This is a genomic window from Streptomyces sp. NPDC024632 (assembly GCF_055559175.1).
Genome location: NZ_JBVHLD010000024.1, coordinates 1 through 23555 on the forward strand (window position 1 = coordinate 1; position 23555 = coordinate 23555).

The 23555-nt window shown below is 71.6% G+C and carries 19 protein-coding genes and 1 pseudogene; 5 read left to right on the forward strand and 15 right to left on the reverse strand.

Annotation, left to right across the window (positions count from 1 at the left end):
- Positions 1-131: 131 nt before the first annotated feature.
- The 15 genes and pseudogenes from ACZ37P_RS34960 to ACZ37P_RS35030 form a co-directional block, all read right to left on the reverse strand.
- Entirely contained in the window at positions 132-1310 is a 1179-nt protein-coding gene (locus ACZ37P_RS34960) for an acyl-CoA dehydrogenase family protein (protein WP_355335444.1), read from the reverse strand.
- Between the two features lie 196 nt (positions 1311-1506).
- Entirely contained in the window at positions 1507-2868 is a 1362-nt protein-coding gene (locus ACZ37P_RS34965) for a helix-turn-helix transcriptional regulator (protein WP_467350463.1), read from the reverse strand.
- Between the two features lie 64 nt (positions 2869-2932).
- Positions 2933-3577, reverse strand: coding sequence for a hypothetical protein (locus ACZ37P_RS34970; protein WP_355335450.1), 645 nt, complete (start codon positions 3575-3577; stop codon positions 2933-2935).
- A gap of 153 nt (positions 3578-3730) precedes the next feature.
- The gene (locus ACZ37P_RS34975) at positions 3731-4324 is read right to left on the reverse strand and encodes an NADPH-dependent FMN reductase (protein WP_355335452.1); all 594 of its coding nucleotides are present in this window, start codon (positions 4322-4324) and stop codon (positions 3731-3733) included.
- Entirely contained in the window at positions 4321-5646 is a 1326-nt protein-coding gene (locus ACZ37P_RS34980; RefSeq protein ID WP_467350466.1) for an MFS transporter, read from the reverse strand. Before ACZ37P_RS34980 ends, ACZ37P_RS34975 begins: the two co-directional genes overlap by 4 nt.
- A 61-nt stretch (positions 5647-5707) precedes the next feature.
- Positions 5708-6670, reverse strand: coding sequence for an LLM class flavin-dependent oxidoreductase (locus tag ACZ37P_RS34985; protein ID WP_391051276.1), 963 nt, complete (start codon positions 6668-6670; stop codon positions 5708-5710).
- 13 nt (positions 6671-6683) lie between these two features.
- Positions 6684-8252, reverse strand: a complete 1569-nt coding sequence (locus ACZ37P_RS34990) for an acyl-CoA carboxylase subunit beta (protein WP_467350468.1) — start codon at positions 8250-8252, stop codon at positions 6684-6686.
- A 54-nt stretch (positions 8253-8306) separates the two neighbouring features.
- Positions 8307-10450 (reverse strand): annotated as a pseudogene (locus ACZ37P_RS34995) (SDR family oxidoreductase).
- Between the two features lie 2 nt (positions 10451-10452).
- Positions 10453-11391, reverse strand: a complete 939-nt coding sequence (locus ACZ37P_RS35000; protein ID WP_391051272.1) for an aromatase/cyclase — start codon at positions 11389-11391, stop codon at positions 10453-10455.
- A 153-nt stretch (positions 11392-11544) separates the two neighbouring features.
- A complete protein-coding gene (gene fabG / locus ACZ37P_RS35005; RefSeq protein ID WP_355335464.1) occupies positions 11545-12330 on the reverse strand; it encodes a 3-oxoacyl-ACP reductase FabG in 786 nt (261 codons plus the stop codon).
- Positions 12331-12341: 11 nt separating this feature from the next.
- Positions 12342-12614, reverse strand: coding sequence for an acyl carrier protein (locus ACZ37P_RS35010; RefSeq protein WP_355335466.1), 273 nt, complete (start codon positions 12612-12614; stop codon positions 12342-12344).
- A 177-nt stretch (positions 12615-12791) separates the two neighbouring features.
- Complete coding sequence (locus ACZ37P_RS35015) at positions 12792-14012, reverse strand: ketosynthase chain-length factor (RefSeq protein ID WP_467350471.1); 1221 nt, start codon at positions 14010-14012, stop codon at positions 12792-12794.
- Complete coding sequence (locus ACZ37P_RS35020; RefSeq protein WP_355335471.1) at positions 14009-15289, reverse strand: beta-ketoacyl-[acyl-carrier-protein] synthase family protein; 1281 nt, start codon at positions 15287-15289, stop codon at positions 14009-14011. Before ACZ37P_RS35020 ends, ACZ37P_RS35015 begins: the two co-directional genes overlap by 4 nt.
- On the reverse strand, positions 15286-15612 hold the full coding sequence (locus tag ACZ37P_RS35025) for a TcmI family type II polyketide cyclase (protein ID WP_355335472.1): 327 nt from the start codon (positions 15610-15612) through the stop codon (positions 15286-15288). The genes ACZ37P_RS35020 and ACZ37P_RS35025 overlap by 4 nt, the downstream gene beginning before the upstream one ends.
- Positions 15613-15614: 2 nt before the next feature.
- The gene (locus tag ACZ37P_RS35030) at positions 15615-17099 is read right to left on the reverse strand and encodes an FAD-dependent monooxygenase (RefSeq protein WP_402713286.1); all 1485 of its coding nucleotides are present in this window, start codon (positions 17097-17099) and stop codon (positions 15615-15617) included.
- A 401-nt stretch (positions 17100-17500) separates the two neighbouring features.
- On the opposite strand from ACZ37P_RS35030, the gene ACZ37P_RS35035 reads away from it, so the two are divergent.
- The 5 genes from ACZ37P_RS35035 to ACZ37P_RS35055 all read left to right on the forward strand — a co-directional run bounded on the left by ACZ37P_RS35035 (position 17501) and on the right by ACZ37P_RS35055 (position 23525).
- On the forward strand, positions 17501-18187 hold the full coding sequence (locus ACZ37P_RS35035; protein ID WP_355335477.1) for a response regulator transcription factor: 687 nt from the start codon (positions 17501-17503) through the stop codon (positions 18185-18187).
- A 105-nt stretch (positions 18188-18292) separates the two neighbouring features.
- Positions 18293-19909 (forward strand): ABC transporter substrate-binding protein, encoded by a 1617-nt coding sequence (locus tag ACZ37P_RS35040; RefSeq protein ID WP_467350472.1) that lies wholly within the window; start codon positions 18293-18295, stop codon positions 19907-19909.
- A 12-nt stretch (positions 19910-19921) separates the two neighbouring features.
- A complete protein-coding gene (locus ACZ37P_RS35045) occupies positions 19922-20878 on the forward strand; it encodes an ABC transporter permease (protein ID WP_467350473.1) in 957 nt (318 codons plus the stop codon).
- The gene (locus ACZ37P_RS35050) at positions 20875-21795 is read left to right on the forward strand and encodes an ABC transporter permease (protein ID WP_355335483.1); all 921 of its coding nucleotides are present in this window, start codon (positions 20875-20877) and stop codon (positions 21793-21795) included. Before ACZ37P_RS35045 ends, ACZ37P_RS35050 begins: the two co-directional genes overlap by 4 nt.
- Entirely contained in the window at positions 21792-23525 is a 1734-nt protein-coding gene (locus ACZ37P_RS35055; protein ID WP_391051263.1) for a dipeptide ABC transporter ATP-binding protein, read from the forward strand. The genes ACZ37P_RS35050 and ACZ37P_RS35055 overlap by 4 nt, the downstream gene beginning before the upstream one ends.
- The last annotated feature ends 30 nt before the right edge of the window (positions 23526-23555 follow it).

The window sequence follows — 23555 nt, forward strand, 5'->3', positions numbered from 1 at the left end:
CCCCTCCCCCCCCCACCCCCCCCCACCACCCCCCCCCCCCCACCACCCACCCCCCCCCCCCCCCCCCCCCCCCCCCCCCCCCCCCCCCCCCCCCGCGCCCGCGTCACGCTCCGCTCAGCGCGGCATGTCGCTCACAGGTACAGCGAGTTGGGCTCAAGGCCGGTCAGGGACCTGCCGTACAGCTCGATGTTGGTGCTCGGCGTGATCAGGGCGTGCAGGGACGTCGCGTGCACGTCCCGCTGGATGCGGGTGATCGGCACGTCCCGGAAGATCGAGGAGCCGCCGCTGGCGGCGGCGAGGATCTCCACGGCCTGCTTGGTCTGCTTGGCGATCCAGCCGATCTGCACCCGGGAGAAGACCCGGTCGTCCTGGGACCACGGCTCGTCCCGCCGGATCTTGTCGGCCAGCAGATCGGCGAACCGGTGGGCTCGGGCCTCGGCGTCCTCGATCAGCAGGGCCGCCTCGCCGACCTGGAGATGCGTGATCGGCGCCTCCAACTGGCTGGGGTAGCTGGTGTACGTCAGCGGCCGGCCGGGGAGCCGCTCCAGGAAGCTGGACAGGGCGTACTTGGCGGCGCCGACGAGCTGGCCCGTCTGTATCACCGTGGCGCTGACCAGCATCGGCACCCGGTAGGCGCCCTTGGCCGCGTTGGCCTGCGACTTCGAGACGTTCTGGTAGAAGTCGGCGCCGGAGATCACCCGGTGGTCGGGGACGAAGACGTCCTTCGCCACAGTGGTCACACTGCCGGAGCCCGCCAGGCCGATGGTGTTCCAGTCGTCGACGATCTCCAGTTCGGAGATCGGGATGAGGGCGAAGACCGGCAGGGTCTCCCCCGCGGGCCCCTCGGGCATCGCCGCGGTGATCTTCCAATGGGCGTGCAGCACGCCGCTGTTGTAGCCCCAGCTACCGTTGAACAGATAGCCGCCGTCGACCCGGGTCGCCTTGCCGGACGCGGCCGTCGTGCCCGTCACGCGGACATGGGGCTCGGCGAACACCTCGTCCAGCGCCTCGTCGGGCCACAGGCCGACCATCCAGGTCAGCGAGGCGTAGATGGACAGGACGAAGGCGGCCGAGCTGTTGCCCTTCGCGACCTCGGCCAGCACGTCGACGAAGGCGCGCGCGTCCGACTCGTATCCGCCGTACTGCGTGGGCACCTGCATCTTGAGCAGACCCGACGCCTCGATCGCCTCGATGACGTCCTGCGGGAGCCTGCGGTTCTCGTCGATCCACAGCGCCCGGGAGCGCAGCAGGGGCACGAGTTTCCCCGCGGCCTCGACGAGATCGTCCCGGGACGGCGCGGTGGTGGTCATGATGGGTTCCTCCCAATGTGGGTAGCACTTGACGCGCCCGCTGCCGGGCACCGGTATTCCGGACGGTCCGCGCGCTGACATCGCCGGCGGGAAAGGGGAGTTGAGAACGGAATGCGGTCGGTGCTCTGATCACCGACCGACCGTTTTCCCGATCCTCGCACCCTCGGCGAAGCGGCGGCGAAGGAGCCGGGGAAACCTACGGTTCGCCCGCAGGTTTGTGTCGCACTGCCGGGGATTCCCCGACCGCGCTCAGTACCATGACGAGTTCGCCTCTGCCGGAGATGGCGAGTTTGCGGTAGACGCCCGACAGATGGAATTCGACGGTTCTGACGTTGAGGAAAAGGGCCTCCGCAATGCGCCGGTTGCTGTATCCGGCGCGGGCCAGCTGCGCGATTCTGGCCTCCTGCGGGGTGAGTCCGCGCGGGGCGCCCGGTCCGCCCAGCCGGCGCAGCGCGGACTCGGCGCGGTGCGCCCAGAAGGTGTTGCCGCAGGTGCGCGCGACCGCGGCGGCGGCCGTGAACCGGCTCCGCGCCCCGGCCGCGTCCTTGCGTTCGGCCCGCAGCGAGCCGAGGTCGTAGAGGGCCTGAGCCACCTCGCCCTGGGCGTCGGCCAGGCGGAGCAGATCGACGGCCTCCTCCAGCAGTACGAGGGAGGTCTTGTCGCGGCGCGCCACGGCGACGGCGCGCAGGGCCGTCCCCAGGACGCGCGCCGACCCCCACTTCCGCGCGGCGACGAGTTCGTCCTCGGCCAGGGCGACGGCGAGGTCACGGCGGCCCGCGACCGCGGCCCCGAGCGCGCCCGCCGAACGCCAGGCGACCACCGCGGGATTGTCGATGCCGTACGAGGCCAGCAGCCGGCCGCTGCTCAGGCAGTCGTCGATCCCCTGCCGGAACTGGCCCGCGGCCAGGTGCAGCGCGCCGCGGGCCGCCAGGACGTGGGCCCGGTCGTGGCCTTCGAGGTCGAGCGCGCCGACCATGCCGTTCTCCTGGAGCACCGTCCACGCGCCGTCGAGATCGCCGGTCCCGACCAGCGCCTCGGTCAGCCAGACCGCGGCGAGGGGGACGCGGGTACCGGACCGGCCCCGGGCGAGGACCGCGCGCAGAATGCGTACGGCCCCGCTCGTATCCCCTCCGAGCAGCTTGATCCGTGCGCGCAGCAGGGCCAGCGTCTGGCGGTGGCGGACCGAACCCGACCAGAGCGGTTCGCGGGCCAGCCGGGCGCAGTGCGCGCTCGCGGACGAGGTGTCCCCCGCGTACAGCAGGGTCAGTACGGCCTGCCACACGCTGTCGGCGTCGGCTCGCCGCTCGTCCGCGGCGAGCAGGCGCTCGGCCTGGCGCATCGCCGTGGAGCGGTTCACCCCGCGGTGGGCCAGTTCGAGGACGCGGGGGGCCGCGGACACCTCGGTCGCGTCGGGACGCGCGCGCTCGCCGTCGTCGGCGCGACGGATGCCCGGCGCGGGCGGGTGCGCCGCCGCGTATTCCTCGTGACGCCACCGTGCGACCGCCGAGGGTGCCTCGGCGAGACGCAGCGGCGCGGATTCGTTCCTTCCGCCCTGCACGGTGGACTCCGTTCGGTAGGTCGGTGGGCCGGTGGGCCGATGGGCGCGCGGATGTGACGTGGTGTCAGGCGGTGAGGCTGTGCAGGAGGTGGTAGCGCTTGAAGCCGATCGGCCGGACGCCGGGAGTGTCGTGGGTGGCGCGCAGGGTGGCCGCCCGCGTGGCGCCCTCAAGGAACGAGATGTGCGCCTCGTCGCTGGTCCACTCGGCGTAGTTCAGGACGCGGGTGCCGTCGGTGCTGAGGTGGAAGTTGGCCGAGAGCAGGCCGGGGTGCTGCGCGCCGGGGGCGCTTTCGAGGGCGCCCGCGATCGACTCGACGATGTGCTCCTGCGGGGCGGGCCCGTCCACGTCGAAGGTCGCGACCACGAAGCTGGACGGCACCAGCGGCCCCTTGTGCAGCACGATCGCGCGGCGCAGCGTGTACGCGACCGTCGCGGCGCCCGCCAGTCCCGTCAGCCCCGAGGTGAAGTCGCGGTGGGCCGAGGCTCGCGAGGTCTGGAGGTAGGTCAGCACCGTGTCGTCCTCGGTGCTGAGATACGCGGAGGCCGACAGGAGCCCGGTCGGCCAGTCGGCGGCGCGCCACTGCTCGACGGTCTCGGCCACGGCCTCGACCCCGGACTCGCGGTCGGGGACGTGCCACTGCGCGACGTGCGCGGCCGTGCTGTCGGCGCGCCGGATGTCCGGCGGTGCGGAGGAGATCTGCTGGGTCATTGCCGTCGTCCTTCCAGAGGACCGGGGTCCGGGGGTTCGGGGCGGGAAGCGGCCGGTGCGTGGGGAGTCACCGGCCGGGCGCGCGCTCAGCGCGGGTTCAGCGCGGGTACGGATCGGGCGCGGGCTCAGCGCGGGTACGGATCGGGCGCGGGCTCAGCGCGGGTACGCGCGCTCGGCGCGGGCCGCCCGCAACGCGTTGCCCCACCAGTGCAGTTGGTCCAGGAGCAGTCCGGCCGACAGGACGCTCGGCTCCGGGTCGATCAGCCGGCCCGCCTCGTCGAAACGGTTTCCCGCCAGGGGAAAGGCGACGTTCTCCCGTACGGTCAGGGTGTGCACCTCGGCGAAGACCTGCCGGAGCTGCTCGACGGCGCGGATGCCGCCGCTGAGGCCGCCGTACGAGACGAAGCCGACCGGCTTGGCGGTCCACTCCTCGTAGAACCAGTCGACGGTGTTCTTCAGCGCGGCCGGGAAGCTGTGGTTGTACTCGGGCGTGACCACGACGAAGGCGTCGGCCGCCACGAGCACGGAACGCAGCGCTTCGCGGGTCCTGGCCGTCTCCAGCGACACGTCCTTGCCGGGCCCCGGCAGGACCAGCGGCAGCGGATGGTCGATCAGATCGACGCTCTGCACAGTGAATTCGGGGCGTTCCTTGACCTGGGACAGGAACCAGTCGGCCACGGCGGGACCGAGCCGCCCGTCGCGGACGCTGGCGGTGATGATGGCGAGGGAGAGCTGGTCATCCGTCATGGTGCGACCTGTCTGTGAGGGGTACGGAGTCCGGTCAGTGCGGCCAGCAGGCCGATCCCGGAGACGGCGGTGATCAGGGTCAGCGCCGGGCGGTGACCGTGGTGGGAGCCGAGCAGCGCCGCGGTGGCCGGGAGCATCACGACGGCGCCGACCTGCACGGCGGTCTGGAACAGCGGGACGGCCGCGGCCCGTTCGGCGGGCGGCAGCGCCCCGGTCGCCTGGAGATTGAGGGCGGCGAAGGAGAGCACGAACCCGGCGCCGACCAGAAGGAGCGTCGGCAGCACTCCCGTGAGGTAGGAACCGCTGTCGGGCCGCCACAGGTAGAGGGCGTAGCCCAGCAGCGGCGCGGTCGCGCCGAGGGCGATCAGCCGCCCGGTGCCCCACCGCGCCGTCATGGCTCCGGCGAAGGGCACGGTCACGGCCAGCGGCACGCACGCGGGCAGCAGGGCGACCGCCGACTGCCAGGGAGACCAGCCCAGTTGGCGCTGGGTCTGGAAGACGAGCAGCAGCAACAGGCTCTGGTACGTGCCGTTGAGACAGGCCGCGCCGACGGCGGAGCGCAGCAGTTGGCGGTTGCGCAGCAGCGCGGGGGTGACGCGCGGGGCCGGGACGGCGCCCCGGTCGCGCGGGATGATCCGCAGGGCGAAGACCAGCAGGATCAGGGCCACGGGCGCCGGGAAGAGAAAGGTCCAGCGCCAGCTCTCGGTCAGCAGCGCGCCCGACAGCAGCAGTCCGACCGTGAAACCGGCCGCGCCGAACAGGGCGTAGACGGAGACCGCCCGCCGCTGCTGCGGTCCGCTGGGGAAGGTGGTGCCGATGATGGCGAGACCGGTCGGTGCGGTGAGCGCCGCGCTGAGCCCCTTGACCACCCGGGTGGTGATCAGCAGGGCCGCGCTGTCGGTGAGTCCGCCGACCACCGAGGCGGCGGCGAAGAGCAGCATCGCGGCGAGGTAGACCCGCCTGCGGCCCAGTCGGGCGTTGAGCCGGGGGCCCAGGACGAGCAGCGTGGCGAATCCGACGGCGAAGCCGCTCATCAGCCACTGCGCCGTCCACAGGTCAAGGCCGAGCGCGGCGCCGATGGAGGGCAGCGCGACGAGCACCAGGGAGACCTCGATCGCGTCGAGGATCATGTTGGCCGACAGGATCAGGAGGACGGTCCAGAGCCGGGCGTCCCAGCGCGTCGATTCCGCCGCCGGTCCTGTTCCCGGTCCTGTTCCCGTGCCCGTTCCCGCTCCCGTGGCCGTTCCCGTGGCCTCGGGGTCGGCCTCGGCATCGGCATCGGCATCGGCATCGGAAGAGTCGGTCCACGAGGGAGCTGTCATGAGGGGCCGCCGTGTCTGTGTCGGATGGGGTCGCGGTGTCGGCTTCGGCGTCGGGTCCGGCTCACGGCAGCAGCGCGGGCAGCTTCTCGGTGACGAGCCGGATGTTCTCGGCGACCAGCTCGTCCGGCATCCCGGCGATGCTCGCCCAGAAGATGAGGTGCTTGACCGGCAGGTCACCGGTCAGTTCCTTGATCCGGACGGCCGCGTCCTCGGGGGTGAGGATGTCGAGCAGGCCGCGGGTGTCCTCGGCGTTCGGGTCGCGGAGATCCTCGGCGGTGAGCAGCGGTTCGGACTTCTCCCGGCCCTCCACCGACAACTGCCGGTAGGAGTTGACCTGGTGGGCCAGGTGCGGCGCGACCTGGTGCCACGCCTTCTCCGGGTCCTCGGCGAGGATGATGGGCATCAGGTCGCTGACCCGGGCCGCCTGCGGGTCGTGGCCCGCCTCGACCAGGCCCTTGCGGTAGTGCTTGAACATGGGGCGCGAGATGTGCAGCAGCCCGATGCCCAGCTCCCCCGCGAGCTTCGCGCCGCGCGGACCGTAGAAGCCGCCCCACAGCGGCGGCGGGTCCTGGATCGGCAGCGGCGAGATCACCCGCTCCTGCCACAGGCGCAGGATCTCGCGGATGTTGCGGCCGGTGCCCGCGAACCGGCGGCCGAAGTCCGCGCCGAACAGCTCGTATTCGGGCACCCGGTACCCGGCGCCCAGGCCGAGTTCGAGCCGGCCGCCGCTGATCAGGTCGACGAGCGCGGCCTGTTCGGCGAGGTCGACGGGGTGGTGCAGCGCGGGCAGCACCACCGAGGTGCCGATCCGGGCCCGCCGGGTGCGCGCGGCGACGGCCGCCGCGACGGTCAGCGGCTGCGGCAGATAGCCGTCCTCGAAGCGGTGGTGCTCGGTGAACCACAGGCCGCCGACACCGCGTTGGTCGGCCTCTTCGCAGAGTTCCAGAGTATGCGCGTAGTGGTCGGCCCACGGCCGGTGCCACTGCTCGGGGTTGCGCAGGTCGAAGAGGAGTCCGACGTCCATGCCACGATCCTTTTCACTGGGGTGGGTTGCCGTGCTTGCGGTGCGGCAGGTCGGCGCCCTTGGCGCTGAGCATGTTCAGGGCGCGGCAGAGCACCGGCCGGGTCAGGCGCGGGTCGATCACGTCGTCGACGAGGCCGCGTTCGGCCGCGTAGTACGGATGGACCAGCTCGTCGCGGTACTCGGCGATCTTCTGGGCGCGCATGGCGGCCGGGTCCTCGGCGGCGGCGATCTCGCGCCGGAAGACCACGTTGGCGGCGCCCTCGGCGCCCATGACGGCGATCTCGTTGGTGGGCCAGGCGAAGGCCAGGTCGGCGCCGATGGAGCGGGAGTCCATGACGATGTACGCGCCGCCGTACGCCTTGCGCAGGATCAGTGAGACCCGCGGCACGGTGGCGTTGCAGTACGCGTAGAGCAGTTTGGCGCCGCGCCGGATGATGCCGTTGTGCTCCTGGTCGACGCCGGGCAGGAAGCCGGGGACGTCGACGAGGGTGACCAGCGGGATGTTGAACGAGTCGCAGAACTGGACGAACCGGGCGCCCTTCTCACTGGAGTCGATGTCCAGTACGCCCGCCATCGCCGCGGGCTGGTTGGCGACCAGGCCCACCACCCGGCCCTCCAGCCGGGCGAGCGCGCAGACCAGGTTGGGCGCGAACGCGGCGTGCACTTCGAGGAATTCGCCGTCGTCGACGATCTCCTCGATCACCCGCCGGACGTCGTAGGACCGGTTGCCGTCGGCGGGCACCAGGTCGAGCAGTGCCTCGGACTCGCGGTCGGGCGGATCCGCGGTGATGGCGCGCGGCGGCAGTTCGCGGTTGTTGGCGGGCAACAGCGAGAGCAGATAGCGGACTTCGGCCAGGCAGGTCTCCTCGTCGTCGTAGACGAAGTGGGCGACCCCCGAGGTCGCGGCGTGCACGTCCGCGCCGCCGAGGCCGTTCTGGGTGATCTCCTCGCCGGTCACCGCCTGGACCACGTCCGGGCCGGTGATGAACATCTGCGAGGTCTGCCGGACCATGAACACCAGGTCGGTGAGGGCCGGACTGTAGGCGGCTCCGCCCGCGCACGGGCCGAGCATCACGCTGATCTGCGGGATCACCCCGGAGGCGCTGGTGTTGCGCCGGAAGATCCCGCCGTAACCGGCGAGCGCCGAGACGCCCTCCTGGATACGGGCGCCCGCCCCGTCGTTGAGCGAGACCAGCGGGGCGCCGGCCGCGATGGCCAGGTCCATGATCTTGTGGATCTTCTCGGCGTGCGCCTCTCCCAGCGCGCCGCCGAAGATCCGGAAGTCATGGGCGTAGACGAAGACCGTCCGGCCCTCGACCGTGCCCCAGCCGGTGACCACACCGTCGGTGTGCGGCTTCTTCGCCTCCAGGCCGAAGCCGCTGGCGCGGTGCCGCCGCAGCCCTTCGACCTCGGTGAAGCTGCCCTTGTCCAGGAGCAGTTCGATCCGCTCCCGCGCGGTGAGCTTGCCGCGTGCGTGCTGTCGTTCGGTCGCCCGCGGATCGGGTCCCTGCCGGACCCGTTCCTTCAGGGCGCCGAGTTCGGACGTGCGGTCCGCGATGCTTCCCGGGACGTCTGTCGGCATGCCGGGCCACCTCCTCTCCCGTTCGATTCGGTTGGTTCCTGCTCCGCCGGGCAGTCAGCCCAGCAGCGTGCCGCCGGTGGCGTCGATGAAGGCGCCGGTGATCCACCGGGCCTCGTCGGTGGCGAGGAAGGTGACCACGTCCGCGACGTCGCCGGCCTTGCCGACCCGCTTGAAGGCCGAGAGCTGAGCCATCTGCTCGACCGCCTCGGGGATGTCGAAGACGGCGCTGCCGTTGTCGGTGATCCCGGGCGCGACGCTGTTGATGGTGATGCCGCGCGGCGCCAGGTGGCGGGCGAGGTGCAGGGTGAGCTGCTCGATCGCGCCCTTGGTCATCGCGTACGCGACCTGGTCGGGGTTGGCGACCCGGGTCAGGCCGGACGAGATGTTGATGATGCGACCGCCCTCGGGGATCTGCGCCAGAGCCCGCTGCACGATGAGGTACGGGGCCTTGGCGTTCACCGCGAAGAACAGGTCGAGCTGCTCCGGGGTCACGTCCTCGGGTGCGATGCCGCTCGCGCTGGTCGCACCGGCGTTGTTCACCAGGATGTCGAGGGTGGTGCCGCCGGACCGCTCCTTGAGGCCCTTCTCCAGGCCGAGGAAGAGTTCGTGCACATCGCCGGGCGCGCCCAACTCCGCGCGGACGGTGAACGCCTGGCCGCCGTCCTTCTCGATGAGTTCGACGGTCTCCTGGGCCGCCGCCTCGTTGGCGGCGTAGTGCACGGCGACCAGCGCGCCCTCCCGGGCCAGCCGTACGGCGATGGCGCGGCCGATGCCGCGGCTGGAGCCGGTGACGAGCGCCGTCTTGCCGATGAGCCTGCTCATGATGCCTCTCCTGGGGTGACGTCATCTGTGGTGGTCTGGTGTGGTGCCGCGGGGCCGGACGCGTCGGGGCCGACGGGGTCGCGGTCGGCCGGACCGGGTTCGGCGGGGTCGGGGGCGGCGGCGCCGAGGCCGCTGATCGCGCGGGCCAGATGGCGCCGGGCCGAGTCGATCTCCAGCAGTTGGCCGAAGACCGACCGCAGGCCGTCCACTTCGGGACCGCCGAGCAGCAGCCGGGCCTGCGCCTGGATGTTGGTGAGCGTCGCGGCGCCGATCCGGTGCCGGGTGTCGTGGTAGCTCTCCAGCAGGGCCGAGCCGCTGTCCTCGCTGCCCCCGTCGCCCTTGGCGATCTGTTCCGCGAGCTTGCGGCCGAGGTCGGCGGCGTCCTGGAGGCCGAGGTTGAGCGCCTGGCCCCCGACGGGCATCTGCACGTGGGCCGCGTCGCCCGCGAGGAGCACCCGGCCCTTCACATAGCGGGTGGCCTGGATCGTGGTGTTGTCGAAGGCGTTGAGCCAGACCGGGGTGCCGGCGCCGATGTCCTCGCCGGTCACCAGGGCCCAGGCCCGGACGACCTCGTCCAGGCTCGGGGCGCCGGTCCGCCGTCCGGGGCCGGTGCCAGTTCCGGTGCCGGTGCTGGGACCGGTGCCGGTGCCGGTGCTGGGGCCGGTGCTGGCTTCGGCTTCGGCTTCGGCGGACGGACCGCTGCCTTCGCCGTGCACATGGACCATCACCCGCGTGCTGCCGTCGGGCCAGCGGAAGGCGGTGGCGAGCCCGTTCGGATGCCGCTCGAAGCGCCGGTTGGGGATGTCGATGCCCGCGAGGTCGGCCCGGAGCATCTCCAGCGTGCCGTCCCCGCCGTCCACCTCGAATCCGGCCAACTGCCGTACGGTGCTGCGCTCGCCGTCGCAGCCGACCACGTAGGAGGCGGTCAGGACGCCCGGTTGGGAGCCCAGTTCGATGAACCCGGCCTCCACCCGGTCGGTCCGCGAACGCAGGCCCGTCACCGCGTGCCCGCGCAGCACCCGCGCGCCCAACTCCGTGGCCCAGGCGTACAGCACGGCCTCCAGACGCGCCTGGGCGCACTTCCACTGCCCGGCCCAGCGGTGGCCGGGAGCCGCCGCGGTCAGGTCGAGGCGCAGGCCGCCGAAGTGCCCGGGGCCGCCGCTGGGCAGCGTGCCCAGCCGTGACAGCAGCCCGCGTTCGTCCAGGATCTCCATCGTGCGGGTGTGCAGCGTGGACGCCCGGGACTCGGTGGTCGGTTCGGTGAGCTGCTCCAGCACGGTCACCCGCGCTCCGCCGAGGCGCAGTTCACCGGCGAGCAGCAGCCCGACGGGTCCTGCTCCGACCACGACGACATCGGTGTCCAGTGGGCCCGCCATGCTCAGCGCCGCGCTTCCGCGTGCTCCTTGGCGTGGTTCAGCGTGGCCCGGCTGTTGTTGCCGAGCGCCTCACGGATGAACCGGCGCGCCTCCTCCACCCCCGCCTCGGGGCCGAGCACCTTGCCGATGTTCTCGGCGTTGAGCACGACGGTGTGCTGTGAGGTGGCGGTGGTGACCCCGTCCTCGCCCTCCTCGAAGGTCCAGTAGCCGGTGTGCAGGTCGAGCAGCGCGGGCAGCGTGGTCTGCTTGTAGGCGATCTTGTGGTGCGGGAAGCAGACCCGGACCGACTCGGTGGTGTGGGTCGAGCCGTCCTTGGTGAGCGTGTCCATCCGCAGGGTCTGGAGGCCCGGGGTGTCCTCGGTGAGTTCGACCTTGGCGACGTGCGGCAGCCGCTCGGTCCACAGGTGGGCCTCGTTGACGAAGTCGAAGACGTCCTTGGCCGCGCCCTCGACCCGCACGCTGTCCTCGAAGGACAGGCTCAGCCCGGCGTCCTGCGCCGACAGCTCCAAGTTGGTCTTCAGGCCAGGCAGTTCGGCCCGGCTGTTGCGGTCAACCGCCTCGTCGATCCATCGCAGACCCTCGGGGTCGTCGTCGATCGCGCGGTAGCTGTGCAGCAGCCGTACCCGCGACTCCCGCTCCCCCAGCCGCTCGATGATCCAGGTGCCGGTCATCTCGGCCACCGGGGGCGCCGAGACCTCCTGCCAGAAACGGATACGCAGGGCATCGGGGTCCAGCGTCCGCCGCGAACTCCAGTTCTTGGCCTCGCCGTTGGCGGTGGCCCAGATCCGGATGCGCTCCTCGTTCCCGTCGCGTTCGAGGTAGTCGACGTAGACGGACGGCGGGAACAGCCGGGGCCAGTTCTCGACCTCGGCGAGCAGCCGGTAGACGTCGGCGGCGGGGGCCCGCACGGTGATCTCGTGTTCGACCTCACGGGTCGTCATGTCACAGCTCCGATCGGTGGTGGAAAGGACCGCGGGACCGGGCGGTCGTCCGCGGTCGGTCAGGGGTCGGTCAGGGGCCGGTCAGGGGTCGGGCAGCGGTCGGGCAAAGGGCAAACGGGATCGGCCGGAGATCAGCCGGGGATCAGCCAGGGTTCAGAAGTTGCCGAGGCCGCCGCACACGTTGAGCGCCTGCGAGGTGATGGAGGCGGCGGTGTCGGAGGCGAGGTAGCCGACCAGTCCCGCCACTTCCTCGGGCGAGGAGTAGCGGCCGAGCGGGATCTTGGACTGGAACTTCTGGAGGATCGCGTCCTCGCTCGTGTCGTAGGCCGCCGCGTATCCCTGCCGGACCCGCGCGGCCATCGGCGTCTCGACGTAGCCGGGGCAGACCGCGTTGACCGTGATCCCGGTCGGCGCCAGCTCGTTGCCCAGGGCCTTGGTGAAACCGACGACGCCGTGCTTGGAGGCGGAGTACGGGGCGCCGAGCACCACACCCTGCTTCCCGGCGGTGGAGGCGATGTTGATGATCCGGCCGCGGCTCTTGTCGCGCAGACCGCCCGTGTTCAGCACCTCACGGGTGACCCGGAAGACGCTGTTCAGGTTGGTCTCGATCACGTCGTACCACAGCTCGTCGGTGATGTCGGCGGTCACTCCGCCGCCGCTGCGGCCCGCGTTGTTGACGAGCACGTCGATGGTGCCGAAGCGGTCGACGGCCGCCTGGACGAACGACCTGACCTCCTCGTCGCTGCGGATGTCGACGACCGCGCCGTCGACCTCCAGCCCCTCGGCGCGCAGTTCCTTGACGGTGGCCGCGACGTTGTCGGCGTTGCGGGCGCCGATGAAGACCCGGTGCCGCTGGCCGGCCAGCAGGCGGGCGACCGCCAGGCCGATACCGCTGGTCGCGCCCGTCACCAGGGCGACCCGCTCCGTGTTCTGCGACATGTGCCGTCTCCTCAGACGCTCGGGGCAGCGGAGAGCTGCGAGTTGACGGCGTCGATGAGGCCGCGCGGTGTGACCGCGTCGGTCAGGGCGGAGTCGTCGAGCGAGATGTCGTACTCGCGCTCGATCCGGCTGCCGGTCTCCAGCAGGGCGAGCGACTCGTAGCCGAGCGCCTGGAACTCGGTGTCGATGATGTCGCCGCTCAGGTCGACGCCCTCCTCTTCGCCCGCGGCCTCCAGCAGGATGCGGCGGAGGTCGTCGAGGGTGAACGGGCTGGTGGTGGACATGTCCGGTGCCTTTCGTGGTGGGGATGATGGCCGGGGCGCGAAGGCCGGAGCCCGCGGTGGCCGGTGGTCCCGGCGGCGGGCGGCCTCAGCGGTCGGCGGCGGGTGACTACAGCGGTCGGCGGCAGGTGGCTTCAGCCGTCGTGGGCGGGCGACAACAACCGTCGGCGCCGGGTGGGTTCAGCGGTCGGCGGCGCGTACGACGAGGGCCGAGTTGAATCCGCCCTGGCCGCGGGCGAGCACCAGGGCGGTGCGTACGGGCGCGGGGCGCGGGGCGCCGACCACCAGGTCGATGTCGTACCGGTCGGCCAGGGCCGTGCCGATGGTCGGCGGGATCACGCCGTCGCGGATGCTCAGCAGCGCGGCGGCGACGTCCAGCGGCGCGGCGCCGGAGTAGAGCCGGCCGGTCATGGTCTTGGGCGCGGTCACCGGGACCCCGTGCGGGCCGAAGGTCTTGGTGATGGCCTCGGCCTCGATACGGTCGAGTTCGGGGATCGCGGCGGCGTCCGCGAAGACCACGTCCACCTCGTCGGGGCCGGTGCCCGCGTCCAACAGCGCTTCCTCGATGGCCCGTTCGATGCCGGGCGCCCGGCCGCTGCCCGGCCGGGGATCCATGGTGGCGGCGTGGCCGACGAGTTCGCCGTAGATGTTCCCGGCGCCTCGGGCCCGCGCGTGCTCGGCGTCCTCGACGACCAGCAACGCGCCGCCCTCGCCGGGCACATGGCCGCGGGCGGACGCGTCGAAGGGCAGGTAGGCGCTCTCGGCGTCGTCCCCGGTGGCCAGCCGTCCGCCGGCCAGTTGCGCCACCCACCCCCAGGAGCAGATCGACGCGTCGACGGCGCCGGCCACCACGACCGACGTCCCCTTGCGGATCTGGCGCCTGGCCTGGGCGAGCGCGTCGAGGCCGCCCGCCTGGTCGCTGACGACCACGCTGCTGGGGCCGCGCAGTCCGTGGCGGATGGAGATCTGCCCGCTGTTGACGGCGTAGAACCAGGCGAAGGACTGGTAGGCGGAGACGTACCGGCCGCCCTTGCTCCACAGGGCCTTGAGTTCGTTCTGGCCGAACTCGAAGCCGCCGGAGTGGCTGGCGGTGATCACCCCGGCCGCGTAGGCGGGCAGGTCGTCGGCGTCGATCCCGGCGTCCTTCAGCGACCAGTCCGCGCCCACCAGGGCCAACTGGGTCATCCGGTCGGTCTGCGGCAGCAGCCTGCTGGGCAGGTGCTCGCGGGCGTCGAAGCCGCCGATCTCACCGGCGAGCCGCGACGGGTAGTCCGAGGGGTCGAAACGGGTGATCCGTCCGATGCCGCTGCGTCCTTCGAGGGTGGCGGCCCAGTACTCCTCGACGCCGAGGCCGTTGGGCGCGACGACACCGAGTCCGGTCACCACGGGGTGGGCGTTCATCGAGCGCTCCGATCCGGTCGGGCGAGCACTACCGCGCTCTGGAAGCCGCCGAAGCCGCTGCCGACCGACAGCACCGTGTCCGTACGCCAGTCGCGCGCGGTCAGCGGCACGTAGTCGAGGTCGCACTCCGGGTCCGGGTGGTGCAGATTGGCGGTGGGCGGTACGACGCTGTGCTCCATCGCCAGCACGGAGGCCGCGATCTCGATCGAGCCGATGGCGCCGAGCGAGTGGCCCACCATCGACTTGATGGAGCTGACCGGCGTCCGGTAGGCGTGGTCCCCGAGGCTGCGCTTGAAGGCGGCGGTCTCGTGGCGGTCGTTCTGCTTGGTGCCGGAGCCGTGCGCGTTGATGTAGTCGATGTCCTGCGGATCGATCCTGGCCTCGTCGAGCGCCACCCGGATCGCCTCGGCCATCTCCGCGCCGTCCGGGCGCAGTCCGGTCATGTGGAAGGCGTTGGACCGGGTCGCGTAACCGGCGACCTCGGCGTAGATGTGGGCGCCCCTGCGGCGGGCGCTCTCCAACTCCTCCAGGACGAACACGGCCGCCCCTTCGCCGAGTACGAAGCCGGTGCGGCTGGCGTCGAACGGCCGGGAGGCGTGCTCCGGGTCGTCGTTGCGCGCCGTGGTGGCCTTGATCGCGTCGAAGCAGGCGACGGTGATGGGCGAGATCGGGGCGTCGCTCGCCCCGGCCACGACCACGTCTGCCGCCCCGTCGCGGATCAGGTCGGTCGCGTAGCCGACGGCGTCGAGGCCGGAGGTGCAGCCGGTGGAGACCACCGTGCCGGGCCCCTCCGCGCCCACGGCCCAGGCGACCTCGGTCGCGAAGGAACTGGGCACCAGGAAGTTGTAGAGGTGCGGGACCGCGTACTCGTGGTCGACGAGGTCCAGCCGTCCGCCGTCGCTGACCGCGCGGTACTCCTGGTCGAGGCCGGTGGTGGCGCCGACGGCGCTGCCGATGGTCACGCCCACGCGGTGCGGGTCGACGGAGTCGAAGTCCAGTCCGCTGTCGGCGACCGCCTCGCGGGCGGTGACCACCGCGAACTGCGCGGCGCGGTCCATCCGGCGGATCTCCTGCGGGGTGAGCCCGGACAGTTCGGCGTCGAAGTCCGCCTCGGCGGCGATCTGGGAGCGGAACGGCGCCGGGTCGAAGAACGAGATCCTGCGGGTCGCGGTGCGTCCGTCGGCCAGCAGTTGCCAGAAGTCCTTGACCCCGATGCCGCCGGGGGCCGTGACACCGACTCCGGTGATCACGACGCGGCGGCCGGTCGACCTGCTCACGAAGCGCTCCAGTGGTAGAAGCGCTGGGCCATCGCGTCGGCCGGCGAGCGCCAGGTGGCGGGGTCGTACGCCTCGATGTGCGGCTTGAGGTCGTCGCTGATCCGGATGAACCGGGGGTCGTTCTTGGCGGTCTCGATGCGCTCGCCACCGTTCTCGGCGTCGAAATCCTGGAGGTGGAAGTACAGACCGCGGTACGAGAACAGCTCACGGCGGCGCGTGCCCATCAGATGCGGCATGTCGGTCCCGTCGAAGGCGCCGAATATCCGGGCCACCTCCTCGGCCGAGCCCAGGTTCATTCGGGCGACGATCAGTGTGCTGTGCATCTCTACCTCTCTCGCGAATCGAGTCGGGCGGGACCGAACCAGCGGTCCAGTGCCGCCGGAAGGTCGTAGTGGCTGCCGGGTCCGGCCCACGCCACATAGCCGTCGGGGCGGATCAGCACCGCGGTGGTGCCGTCGAGCGGGTCGGGTCCTTCGCCGCGCGGGACGGCGGTGACGATGTCGATCCGTTCGCGCCAGTCGGCGGCGCGGCGGCGCACGTGCGGGTTGTCGGCCAGGTCGAGCAGGACGCCGCGGCCGGCGTGCAGCAGCGCGGTGCTGCTGGTCGGGCGGCCCCGCACGCTCAGTTCCACATGCGGCATCCGCGCCCCGAGGAGCGGATTGGGGCCGGGTCCCACGTCGTACCGGATCGCCAACCCGCTGACCTGCGCCGCGAGATGGCGGGTCACGTCCTGGTACGCGGTCAGCTCGGCGAGCACGTCGCGCAGCGGCTGCGCCTCCTTGCCGCCGAGGATCAACTGGCTCTGCGCGCCGGTGTTGGCGAGCAACTGCCTGCCGACCTCGTGCCGTTCGGTGTGGTACGTGTCGAGCAGGGATTGCGGCGCGGTGCCGCGCAGGACCGCCGCGAGTTTCCAGCCGAGGTTCACCGAGTCCTGGATGCTGGTGTTCATGCCCTGGCCGCCCGCGGGGAAGTGGATGTGGGCGGCGTCGCCGGTCAGCAGGACCCGGCCCCTGCGGTAGTCGGAGACCTGGCGTGCGGCGTCGGTGAAGGCGCTGATCCACACCGGCTCCGCGCCGGAGATGTCGTCCCCGGTGAGCCGCTTCCAGGTGTCGGCGACCTCGTGGAAGAGCGGCGGCCCGCTCCGCCTGCGCGGCGGTGTGCCGCGCTCGCCGACGATGACGCGGTGCACGCCGCCCGCCAGCGGGGCGGACATCACCATGCCGCCGGCCGACAGTTCACCGGTCATGCGGGGCGCCACGTCGATGCCGCGGATGTCCGCGAGCAGCAGTTCGGTGGCGCCCGCGGTGCCGGGGAAGTCGAAGCCTCCGGCCTTGCGGACGGTGCTGCGCCCGCCGTCGGCGCCGATCAGGTAGTCCGCCCGCAGTGTCCGCTCCCCGTCCGGGGTGCCGACGCGTACGGCGACGGACGCGTCCTCCTCCTGGTAGGAGCGGACCTCGTGACCGCGGCGGATCTCGGCGCCGAGTTCGAGCGCCCAGTTCTGCAGAACGGTCTCGGTGACGGACTGGGGCACGGTCTTGGCGCTGCGGTACGGGCCGTCGAGCACGCCGAGGTCCAGCGGGACCCCGCCGAAGTGGCCCTGCTCGCTGGTCGTGAGCTCACCGAAGCGGCGGAGCAGTCCGCGCTGGGCGAAAGTCTCGACTGTTCGAATCGCCAATCCTATTCCGCGTGATTCCGCGGTGGGTCCGGAAAGGCGCTCCAAAACAATGACGTCAATACCGGCCAGCCGCAGTTCCCCGGCGAGTACGAGCCCGGCCGGTCCGGCTCCCGCAATGATGACCGAAGCGCTCATACACCTCTCCCATCTGAAAGGGCAATCGCGTCCGCCGGGTTTCCGTTGGACGCAAATATCGTCCGTCACGCCCTGCCCAGAATTCAAGCAAAAATCTAAAGGGTATCTGAAAATGACCGTCAGAGGAACGTCAAACCGTGTCTTCAGGTTCCTGACACTCCGACCATGAAGCCGACGTCAGGCACCACGCCGCTCGACGGCGATTCATAAGAAACCGTCAAGGGATGTACAGGTTTCTTGACCGAGCACGACCGGCCGCTCCGCCCCAACTGCGCGTATGCGCCGGATAGTTGCGGGAACCTTGCAGGAGTATGAAATGTCCCGCCGGATCTTCAAAGCGGGCCCGGCGGCCGCTAATCTGCCAAAGAAATTTGAGCGATCCCCATCGAGGTTGGAAAGTCATGCGGGTGCTGGTAGCGGATTCCGACACGATTGGGGTCGGCAGCCTGAGTACCGAGTTGCAGCGGCACGGATTCGACATCGAGCAGTGCGGCACCGGTGCGGAGGCGCTGGAGAAGTACTCCAAGTTCGATTTCTTCCTCATCGACCTGGCGCTGCCCGACATGGACGGTCTCGAAGTGTGCCGATTGCTCCGGTCGGCGAGCGACATACCGATCATCGCCTTCACCGACCCCGACACCGAACTCGACCGGATCCTGTGCTTACAGGCCGGTTGCGACGACTGCATGGCCAAGCCTTTCGGATACCGCGAACTCCACGCGCGTATCGAGGCCGTCCTGCGGCGTTCAGGACCGCAACTCTCGGCCGCCGTCCGGTCGCAGCCGATCATGATCGGCTCGCTGTGCGTCGACCCGGACACCCGGGAGGTCCGGGTGAACGGCCGGCTCATCAGGCTCACCCGGATCGAGTTCTGCCTTCTCCTCCAACTCGCGTCACAGCCGCAGACGGTCTTCACCCGTACGCAGTTGATGGCCGACGTGTGGGGCTATCAGCACGACGGCCGCCCGCTGAGTGCGCGGGCGAGCCGCACCATCGACACCCATGTCAGCGCGCTGCGGAAGAAGTTGGGCGACCCGAGCTGGGTCGTCACGCTCCGCGGGATCGGGTTCCGGATGGGACACGGCTGAACGACTCCCGCCGCCCCCACCTCACTTCACCGCCGGAACACCCGTTCCGGTATCTCGCACCCCGGAACTTGTGTCCGGTACATCTCGCCCGGAAGGCCCTGCCTCATGCCCGGCTCACGCCACCAAGCCCACCTGCTCGCCACGGCCGTCGTCCTGTCCCTGACGCTGGCGGCCTGCTCGTCGTCGGACTCCACGTCCCCGTCGACCGACGGGAAGACGGCCAAGCCCCACGCGGGCGGTCATCTGACCTTCGCGCTGGGCTCGGACCCGATCTGCGTCGACCCGCACCAAGCGGCCACCAACGACGCGGTCTACGCCGCGCGCGGGCTGGTGGACTCGCTCACCGACCAGGACGCGGCGACCGGGAAGATCGCCCCCTGGCTCGCCACCTCCTGGGACGTGAGCCCGGACGCCTCGGCGTTCACCTTCCATCTGCGCGACGGCGCGACCTTCAGTGACGGCAGCCCGGTGGACGCGAACGCCGTGAAGGCCAACTTCGACGCCGTGGTGAAGCTCGGGGCGAAGTCGATCTTCGGGTCCGGCTACCTCAGCGGCTACCGGAGTACCGAGGTCATCGACGCGCACACCGCGAAGGTCACCTTCGACCACCCCAACGCCCAGTTCCTCCAGGCCACTTCCACCACCACGCTCGGCCTGTTGGCCCCCGCGAGCCTGAAGGGCAGCGCCGAGAAGCTGTGCGCGGGGCCGCTGATCGGCTCGGGCCCCTTCACCCTGGCGAGCTACACCCCGGGACGCTCGGTGGAACTCAACCGGCGCGCCGACTACACCGGGGGCTCGGCCCTGTGGAAGCACAGCGGCCCCGCCTACCTGGACAAGATCACCTTCAAGGTCGTACCGGAGTCGGGCGTGCGCACCGGCAGCCTGGAATCCGGGCAGGTCGACGCCATCGCCGGGGTCGCGCCGCAGGACGAGGCGGGCGTCACCGGCCAGGGCGCGAAGCTGCTGTCCCGTTCCAACCCCGGCGTTCCGGTCGCGCTGAGCGTCAACACCTCGCGGCCCCAGGCGGGCGACATCGCGGTACGCCGGGCGCTGGAGGTCGCCATCGACCGCAAGGAGGTCGTCGACACCGTCCTCAGCGGCAGTTACCACCCGGCCACCAGCTCGCTGTCCAGCACCACTGACGGCTACCGGGACAACTCCAAGCTCCTCGCCCACGACCCGGCCGCCGCGGGGCGGATCCTGGACGCGGCGGGCTGGAAGCCGGGGCCCGGCGGCATCCGCGTGAAGAACGGCGCGAAGCTCGACCTCAAGGTCATTCTCGCGCCCAACTTCGGCCCCAACCAATCCGTCCTGGAACTCGTGCAGCAGCAGGTGAAGAAGGCCGGCATCGGCCTCACCCTCAAGGTGCTGAGCATCGCCGACTACCAGGTCGCCCAGAAGAGCGGCGACTACGACCTGTCCTGGGGCAACGGCACCAGGGCCGACCCGGACATCCTGCGCACCGCCTTCTCCAGCAAGCTGCTCAACCTCTCGCACATCGACGACCCCGAGTTGCAGACGCTGCTCGACACCCAGGCCGCCGCGGCCGACCCCGCCAAGCGCGCCGCCATCGTCGCCTCGGCGCAGCGCCGCGTTCTCGAACAGGCTTACCAGATACCGGTGTTCGAGATGACCAGCGTGTACGCGCTCAGCGGCAAGGTGCACGACATCACCCTCGGCTCGTCGTCCCAGGCGCAGTTCCACGACGCCTGGCTCTCCTGAACGAAGGCGACGATGAGGACCTATCTCCTACGGCGGCTGCTCCAGGCCGTGTTCGTGCTGTGGGCCGCCTACACGGTGTCCTTCGGTGTGCTGTACCTGCTGCCCAGCGACCCGGCGACGATCATGGCGGCGGGCGGCGGTGACGCCAGTACGGTCACCCCGGCGCAGACCGAGGCACTGCGCCACCAGTACGGCCTGGACCAGCCGTTGGCCGAGCAGTACGGCACCAGGCTGCTCCATGCCCTGCACGGTGATCTGGGGCGGTCGGTGCAGAACGGTGTCCCGGTGACCCGGCTGCTCTCCCACGACCTCCCGACCACCGTCCAACTGGCCGCCAGCGCCCTGCTGCTGGCCCTGGTGCTGGGCAGCGCCGTGGCGCTGCTGGCCAGTTGGACGAGGAGCGGGCCGCTGCGCCAGCTCCTGCTCTCCTTACCCGCGTTGGGGGTGTCGGCGCCGACCTTCTGGGTGGGGCTGGTGCTGGTCCAGTTGTTCTCGTTCCGCTGGCATGTCTTCCCGGCCTTCAGCGACGAGGGCTTCGACTCCCTGGTCCTGCCGTCGGTCACGCTCGCGCTGCCCGGTGCCGCGCTCATCGCGCAGGTTCTCGCCAAGAGTCTGCGCACGGCACTGGCGGAGCCGTACGTCCAGACGGCCCTGGCCAAGGGGGCGAACCGGCGGCGGGTGCTGTTCGGACATGCCCTGCGCAACGCGTCGATCGCCCCGCTGACCCTGGTCGGCATCATGATCGGCAATCTCCTGGCCGGGGCGGTGGTCGTGGAGACCGTCTTCGCCCGTGCCGGGATAGGGCGTGAGACGGCCGCGGCGGTGACGGCCCAGGACATCCCGGTCGTCCAGGGCGTCGTCGTCCTCGGCGCCGTCACGTTCGTCCTGACGACTCTCGCCGTCGACCTGCTCCTGCCCCTGCTGGACCCGCGGATCACCGCGACGACGAAGCCGACGGTGCGGACATGACCGAACTGAGCCTCCCGGACGCGGACACCGCGGGGCCGGGCGCGGACCTGACCCGCGCCGAGCCCGCGCGGTCGCCGCACCCGCGGTCCCGGCTCCGCCGGTACGCGCGGTTCTGGCTGACGCGGCCGGGGCTGCTGCTGTCGGCGCTGCTGATCGCGGTGCTGCTGCCGACCGCGTTCTTCCCCCGGCTGCTCACCTCCCGCGATCCGCTGGCCGCGGCGCCGCGGGACAAGCTCGCGGCGCCGAGCGCGGAACACCTCTTCGGCACCGACCAGTTGGGCCGCGACGTCTTCGCCCGTGTCGTGCACGGCGCCCTGCTCACCCTCCAGGCGAGCGGGCTTGCCGTGCTGGTCGGACTCGTCGTCGGGTCGCTGGCGGGGCTGCTCGCCGGCTACCTCGGCGGGGTCGTGGACGACACGCTGATGCGGCTCACCGACGTCCTGCTGTCCATTCCCGGCCTGCTGCTCTCGCTCGCGCTGGTGACGGCGCTGGGATTCGGCACTGTCAAGGTGGCCCTCGCCGTGGGGGTGACCAGCGTGTCGACCTTCACCAGGATCATGCGCGCCGAGGTGCTGAAGGTCGCGGGGTCCGGCTATGTGGAGGCGGCGCGGGCCTCGGGCACCCGATGGCCCGCGGTGCTGTGGCGGCACGTGCTGCCGAACGCGGCCGGTCCCGTACTGGTCTACGCGGCCATCGACTTCGGCGCGGTCATCCTCCAGGTGTCCTCGCTGTCGTTCCTCGGCTACGGCGCGCAGCCCCCGGCGCCGGAGTGGGGTTCGCTGGTCTCGGACGGCCGCAATTACCTCGCCACGGCCTGGTGGCTCACCACCTTGCCGGGGCTCGTGATCGCGGCCACCGTGCTCGCCGCCAATCGCATCGCCCGCTCCCTCGACGGCGAAGACACGGAGGACCGATGACGCACACGACACCGACGGACGGCGCATCCCCGCCGTCCGCAGGTCCGTTGCTCGACATCCGGGGGCTGCGGATCTCCTACCGCACCCGCACCGGAACCGTGCCCGCCGTCCGCGGCGTCGACCTGACCGTCCAGCCGGGCGAAGTGGTCGCCCTGGTCGGCGAGTCGGGCTCGGGCAAGAGCACGGCGGCGCTCGCGGTGACGGGGCTGCTGCCGCGCGGCGGCTCGCTCGACGCGGGGTCCGTCCTCTTCGACGGCGCCGACGTGGCGCGCGCCGGGGAGACGGGACTGCGCGGGCTCAGGGGCCGGGAGATCGGCCTGATCCCGCAGGACCCGATGCTGTCGCTCAATCCCGTGCGGCGGGTCGGGTCCCAGGTGGCCGAGGCGCTGCTCATCCACCGGCTCGCCGACCGGGCGGGGGCGGCCCGGCAGGCCCTCGACCTGCTCGGCGAGGCGGGGCTGCCCGACCCGGTCCGGGTCGCGCGCCAGTACCCGCACGAGCTGTCCGGCGGCATGCGCCAGCGGGTGCTGATCGCCATCGCGCTGGCCGCGCGGCCCCGGCTGGTCATCGCCGACGAGCCGACGAGCGCGCTGGACGTCACCGTCCAGCGGACGATCCTCGACCACATCGACACGCTGACCCGGGACCGGGGCATCGCGGTTTTGCTGATCACCCACGACCTCGGGGTCGCGGCGGACCGGGCGCACCGGGTGAGTGTCATGTCGCGCGGCGAGGTCGTCGAGACCGGACCGGTACGGCAGGTGCTCGAAGAACCGGAGCACCCCTACACCCGCGGCCTGCTCGCGGCGGCCCCGAGTCTGGCCCGGTCGCCGGTACCGGCTCCGGCCCGGTCACGAGCCGCGTTCCGGTCCGTTCGGGAGCGGGCGTACGGAGCCGGCCCGGTCGCCGGGAAAGCGCCGCTCGTGGCCGGGGAGCCGGGCGCGGCGGACGACCTGGTCGTGGCCGAGGACCTGGTCAAGGAGTACCCCGGCCGCCGAGGGGACCGGCGCCTCGGCGTACGGGCCGTCGACGGCGTCAGCCTGCGGGTCGGCCGGGGCGAGACCGTCGCCCTCGTCGGCGAGTCGGGTTCGGGCAAGTCGACGACGGCGCGGATGCTCGTACGGCTCACCGAGCCGACCTCCGGGCGGATCACCTTCGACGGGCGGGACATCACCGGCCTCGACGGCGGTGAGCTGCGCCGACTGCGCCGCCGTATGCAGATCGTCCAGCAGAGTCCGTACGCCTCGCTGTCCCCGCGGATGTCCGTCGCGGAGATCGTCTGCGAGCCGCTGCGGGCCTTCCGGATCGGCTCCCGCGCCGAGCGCGCCCGGCGGGCGGCGGATCTGCTGGACCTGGTCCGGCTGCCCGCCGCGTTCCTGGGCCGCCGCGCCTCCGAGCTGTCCGGCGGCCAGCGCCAGCGGGTCGCGATCGCCCGCGCGCTGGCGCTGGACCCGGATCTGGTGGTCTGCGACGAGCCCGTCTCCGCGCTCGACGTGTCGTCGCAGGCGCAGATCCTGGATCTGCTCGCCGGTCTCCAGGACCAGCTCGGTCTCAGCTATCTCTTCATCTCGCACGATCTGGCCGTCGTCCGCCAGATCGCCTCACGGGTCGGCGTGATGCGGGCGGGACGGCTCGTCGAGAGCGGCACGGTGAAGGAGGTCTTCGCCGCGCCCTCCCACCCGTACACACGGGAACTGCTGGCCTCCGTGCCGGGCAGCCTCGTCCGGTGACCGGTCGTCCGTGCCCGGCCCGCGGTTCGT

What these genes read in the sequence shown, in the direction of transcription:
- ACZ37P_RS34960 (WP_355335444.1), bottom strand. Translation starts at nt 1,310, where the DNA reads ATGACCACCACCGCGCCGTCCCGGGACGATCTCGTCGAGGCCGCGGGG.
- ACZ37P_RS34970 (WP_355335450.1), bottom strand. Translation starts at nt 3,577, where the DNA reads ATGACCCAGCAGATCTCCTCCGCACCGCCGGACATCCGGCGCGCCGAC.
- ACZ37P_RS34975 (WP_355335452.1), bottom strand. Translation starts at nt 4,324, where the DNA reads ATGACGGATGACCAGCTCTCCCTCGCCATCATCACCGCCAGCGTCCGC.
- ACZ37P_RS34980 (WP_467350466.1), bottom strand. Translation starts at nt 5,646, where the DNA reads ATGACAGCTCCCTCGTGGACCGACTCTTCCGATGCCGATGCCGATGCC.
- ACZ37P_RS34985 (WP_391051276.1), bottom strand. Translation starts at nt 6,670, where the DNA reads ATGGACGTCGGACTCCTCTTCGACCTGCGCAACCCCGAGCAGTGGCAC.
- ACZ37P_RS34990 (WP_467350468.1), bottom strand. Translation starts at nt 8,252, where the DNA reads ATGCCGACAGACGTCCCGGGAAGCATCGCGGACCGCACGTCCGAACTC.
- ACZ37P_RS35000 (WP_391051272.1), bottom strand. Translation starts at nt 11,391, where the DNA reads ATGACGACCCGTGAGGTCGAACACGAGATCACCGTGCGGGCCCCCGCC.
- fabG (WP_355335464.1), bottom strand. Translation starts at nt 12,330, where the DNA reads ATGTCGCAGAACACGGAGCGGGTCGCCCTGGTGACGGGCGCGACCAGC.
- ACZ37P_RS35010 (WP_355335466.1), bottom strand. Translation starts at nt 12,614, where the DNA reads ATGTCCACCACCAGCCCGTTCACCCTCGACGACCTCCGCCGCATCCTG.
- ACZ37P_RS35015 (WP_467350471.1), bottom strand. Translation starts at nt 14,012, where the DNA reads ATGAACGCCCACCCCGTGGTGACCGGACTCGGTGTCGTCGCGCCCAAC.
- ACZ37P_RS35025 (WP_355335472.1), bottom strand. Translation starts at nt 15,612, where the DNA reads ATGCACAGCACACTGATCGTCGCCCGAATGAACCTGGGCTCGGCCGAG.
- ACZ37P_RS35030 (WP_402713286.1), bottom strand. Translation starts at nt 17,099, where the DNA reads ATGAGCGCTTCGGTCATCATTGCGGGAGCCGGACCGGCCGGGCTCGTA.
- ACZ37P_RS35035 (WP_355335477.1), top strand. Translation starts at nt 17,501, where the DNA reads ATGCGGGTGCTGGTAGCGGATTCCGACACGATTGGGGTCGGCAGCCTG.
- ACZ37P_RS35040 (WP_467350472.1), top strand. Translation starts at nt 18,293, where the DNA reads ATGCCCGGCTCACGCCACCAAGCCCACCTGCTCGCCACGGCCGTCGTC.
- ACZ37P_RS35045 (WP_467350473.1), top strand. Translation starts at nt 19,922, where the DNA reads ATGAGGACCTATCTCCTACGGCGGCTGCTCCAGGCCGTGTTCGTGCTG.
- ACZ37P_RS35050 (WP_355335483.1), top strand. Translation starts at nt 20,875, where the DNA reads ATGACCGAACTGAGCCTCCCGGACGCGGACACCGCGGGGCCGGGCGCG.
- ACZ37P_RS35055 (WP_391051263.1), top strand. Translation starts at nt 21,792, where the DNA reads ATGACGCACACGACACCGACGGACGGCGCATCCCCGCCGTCCGCAGGT.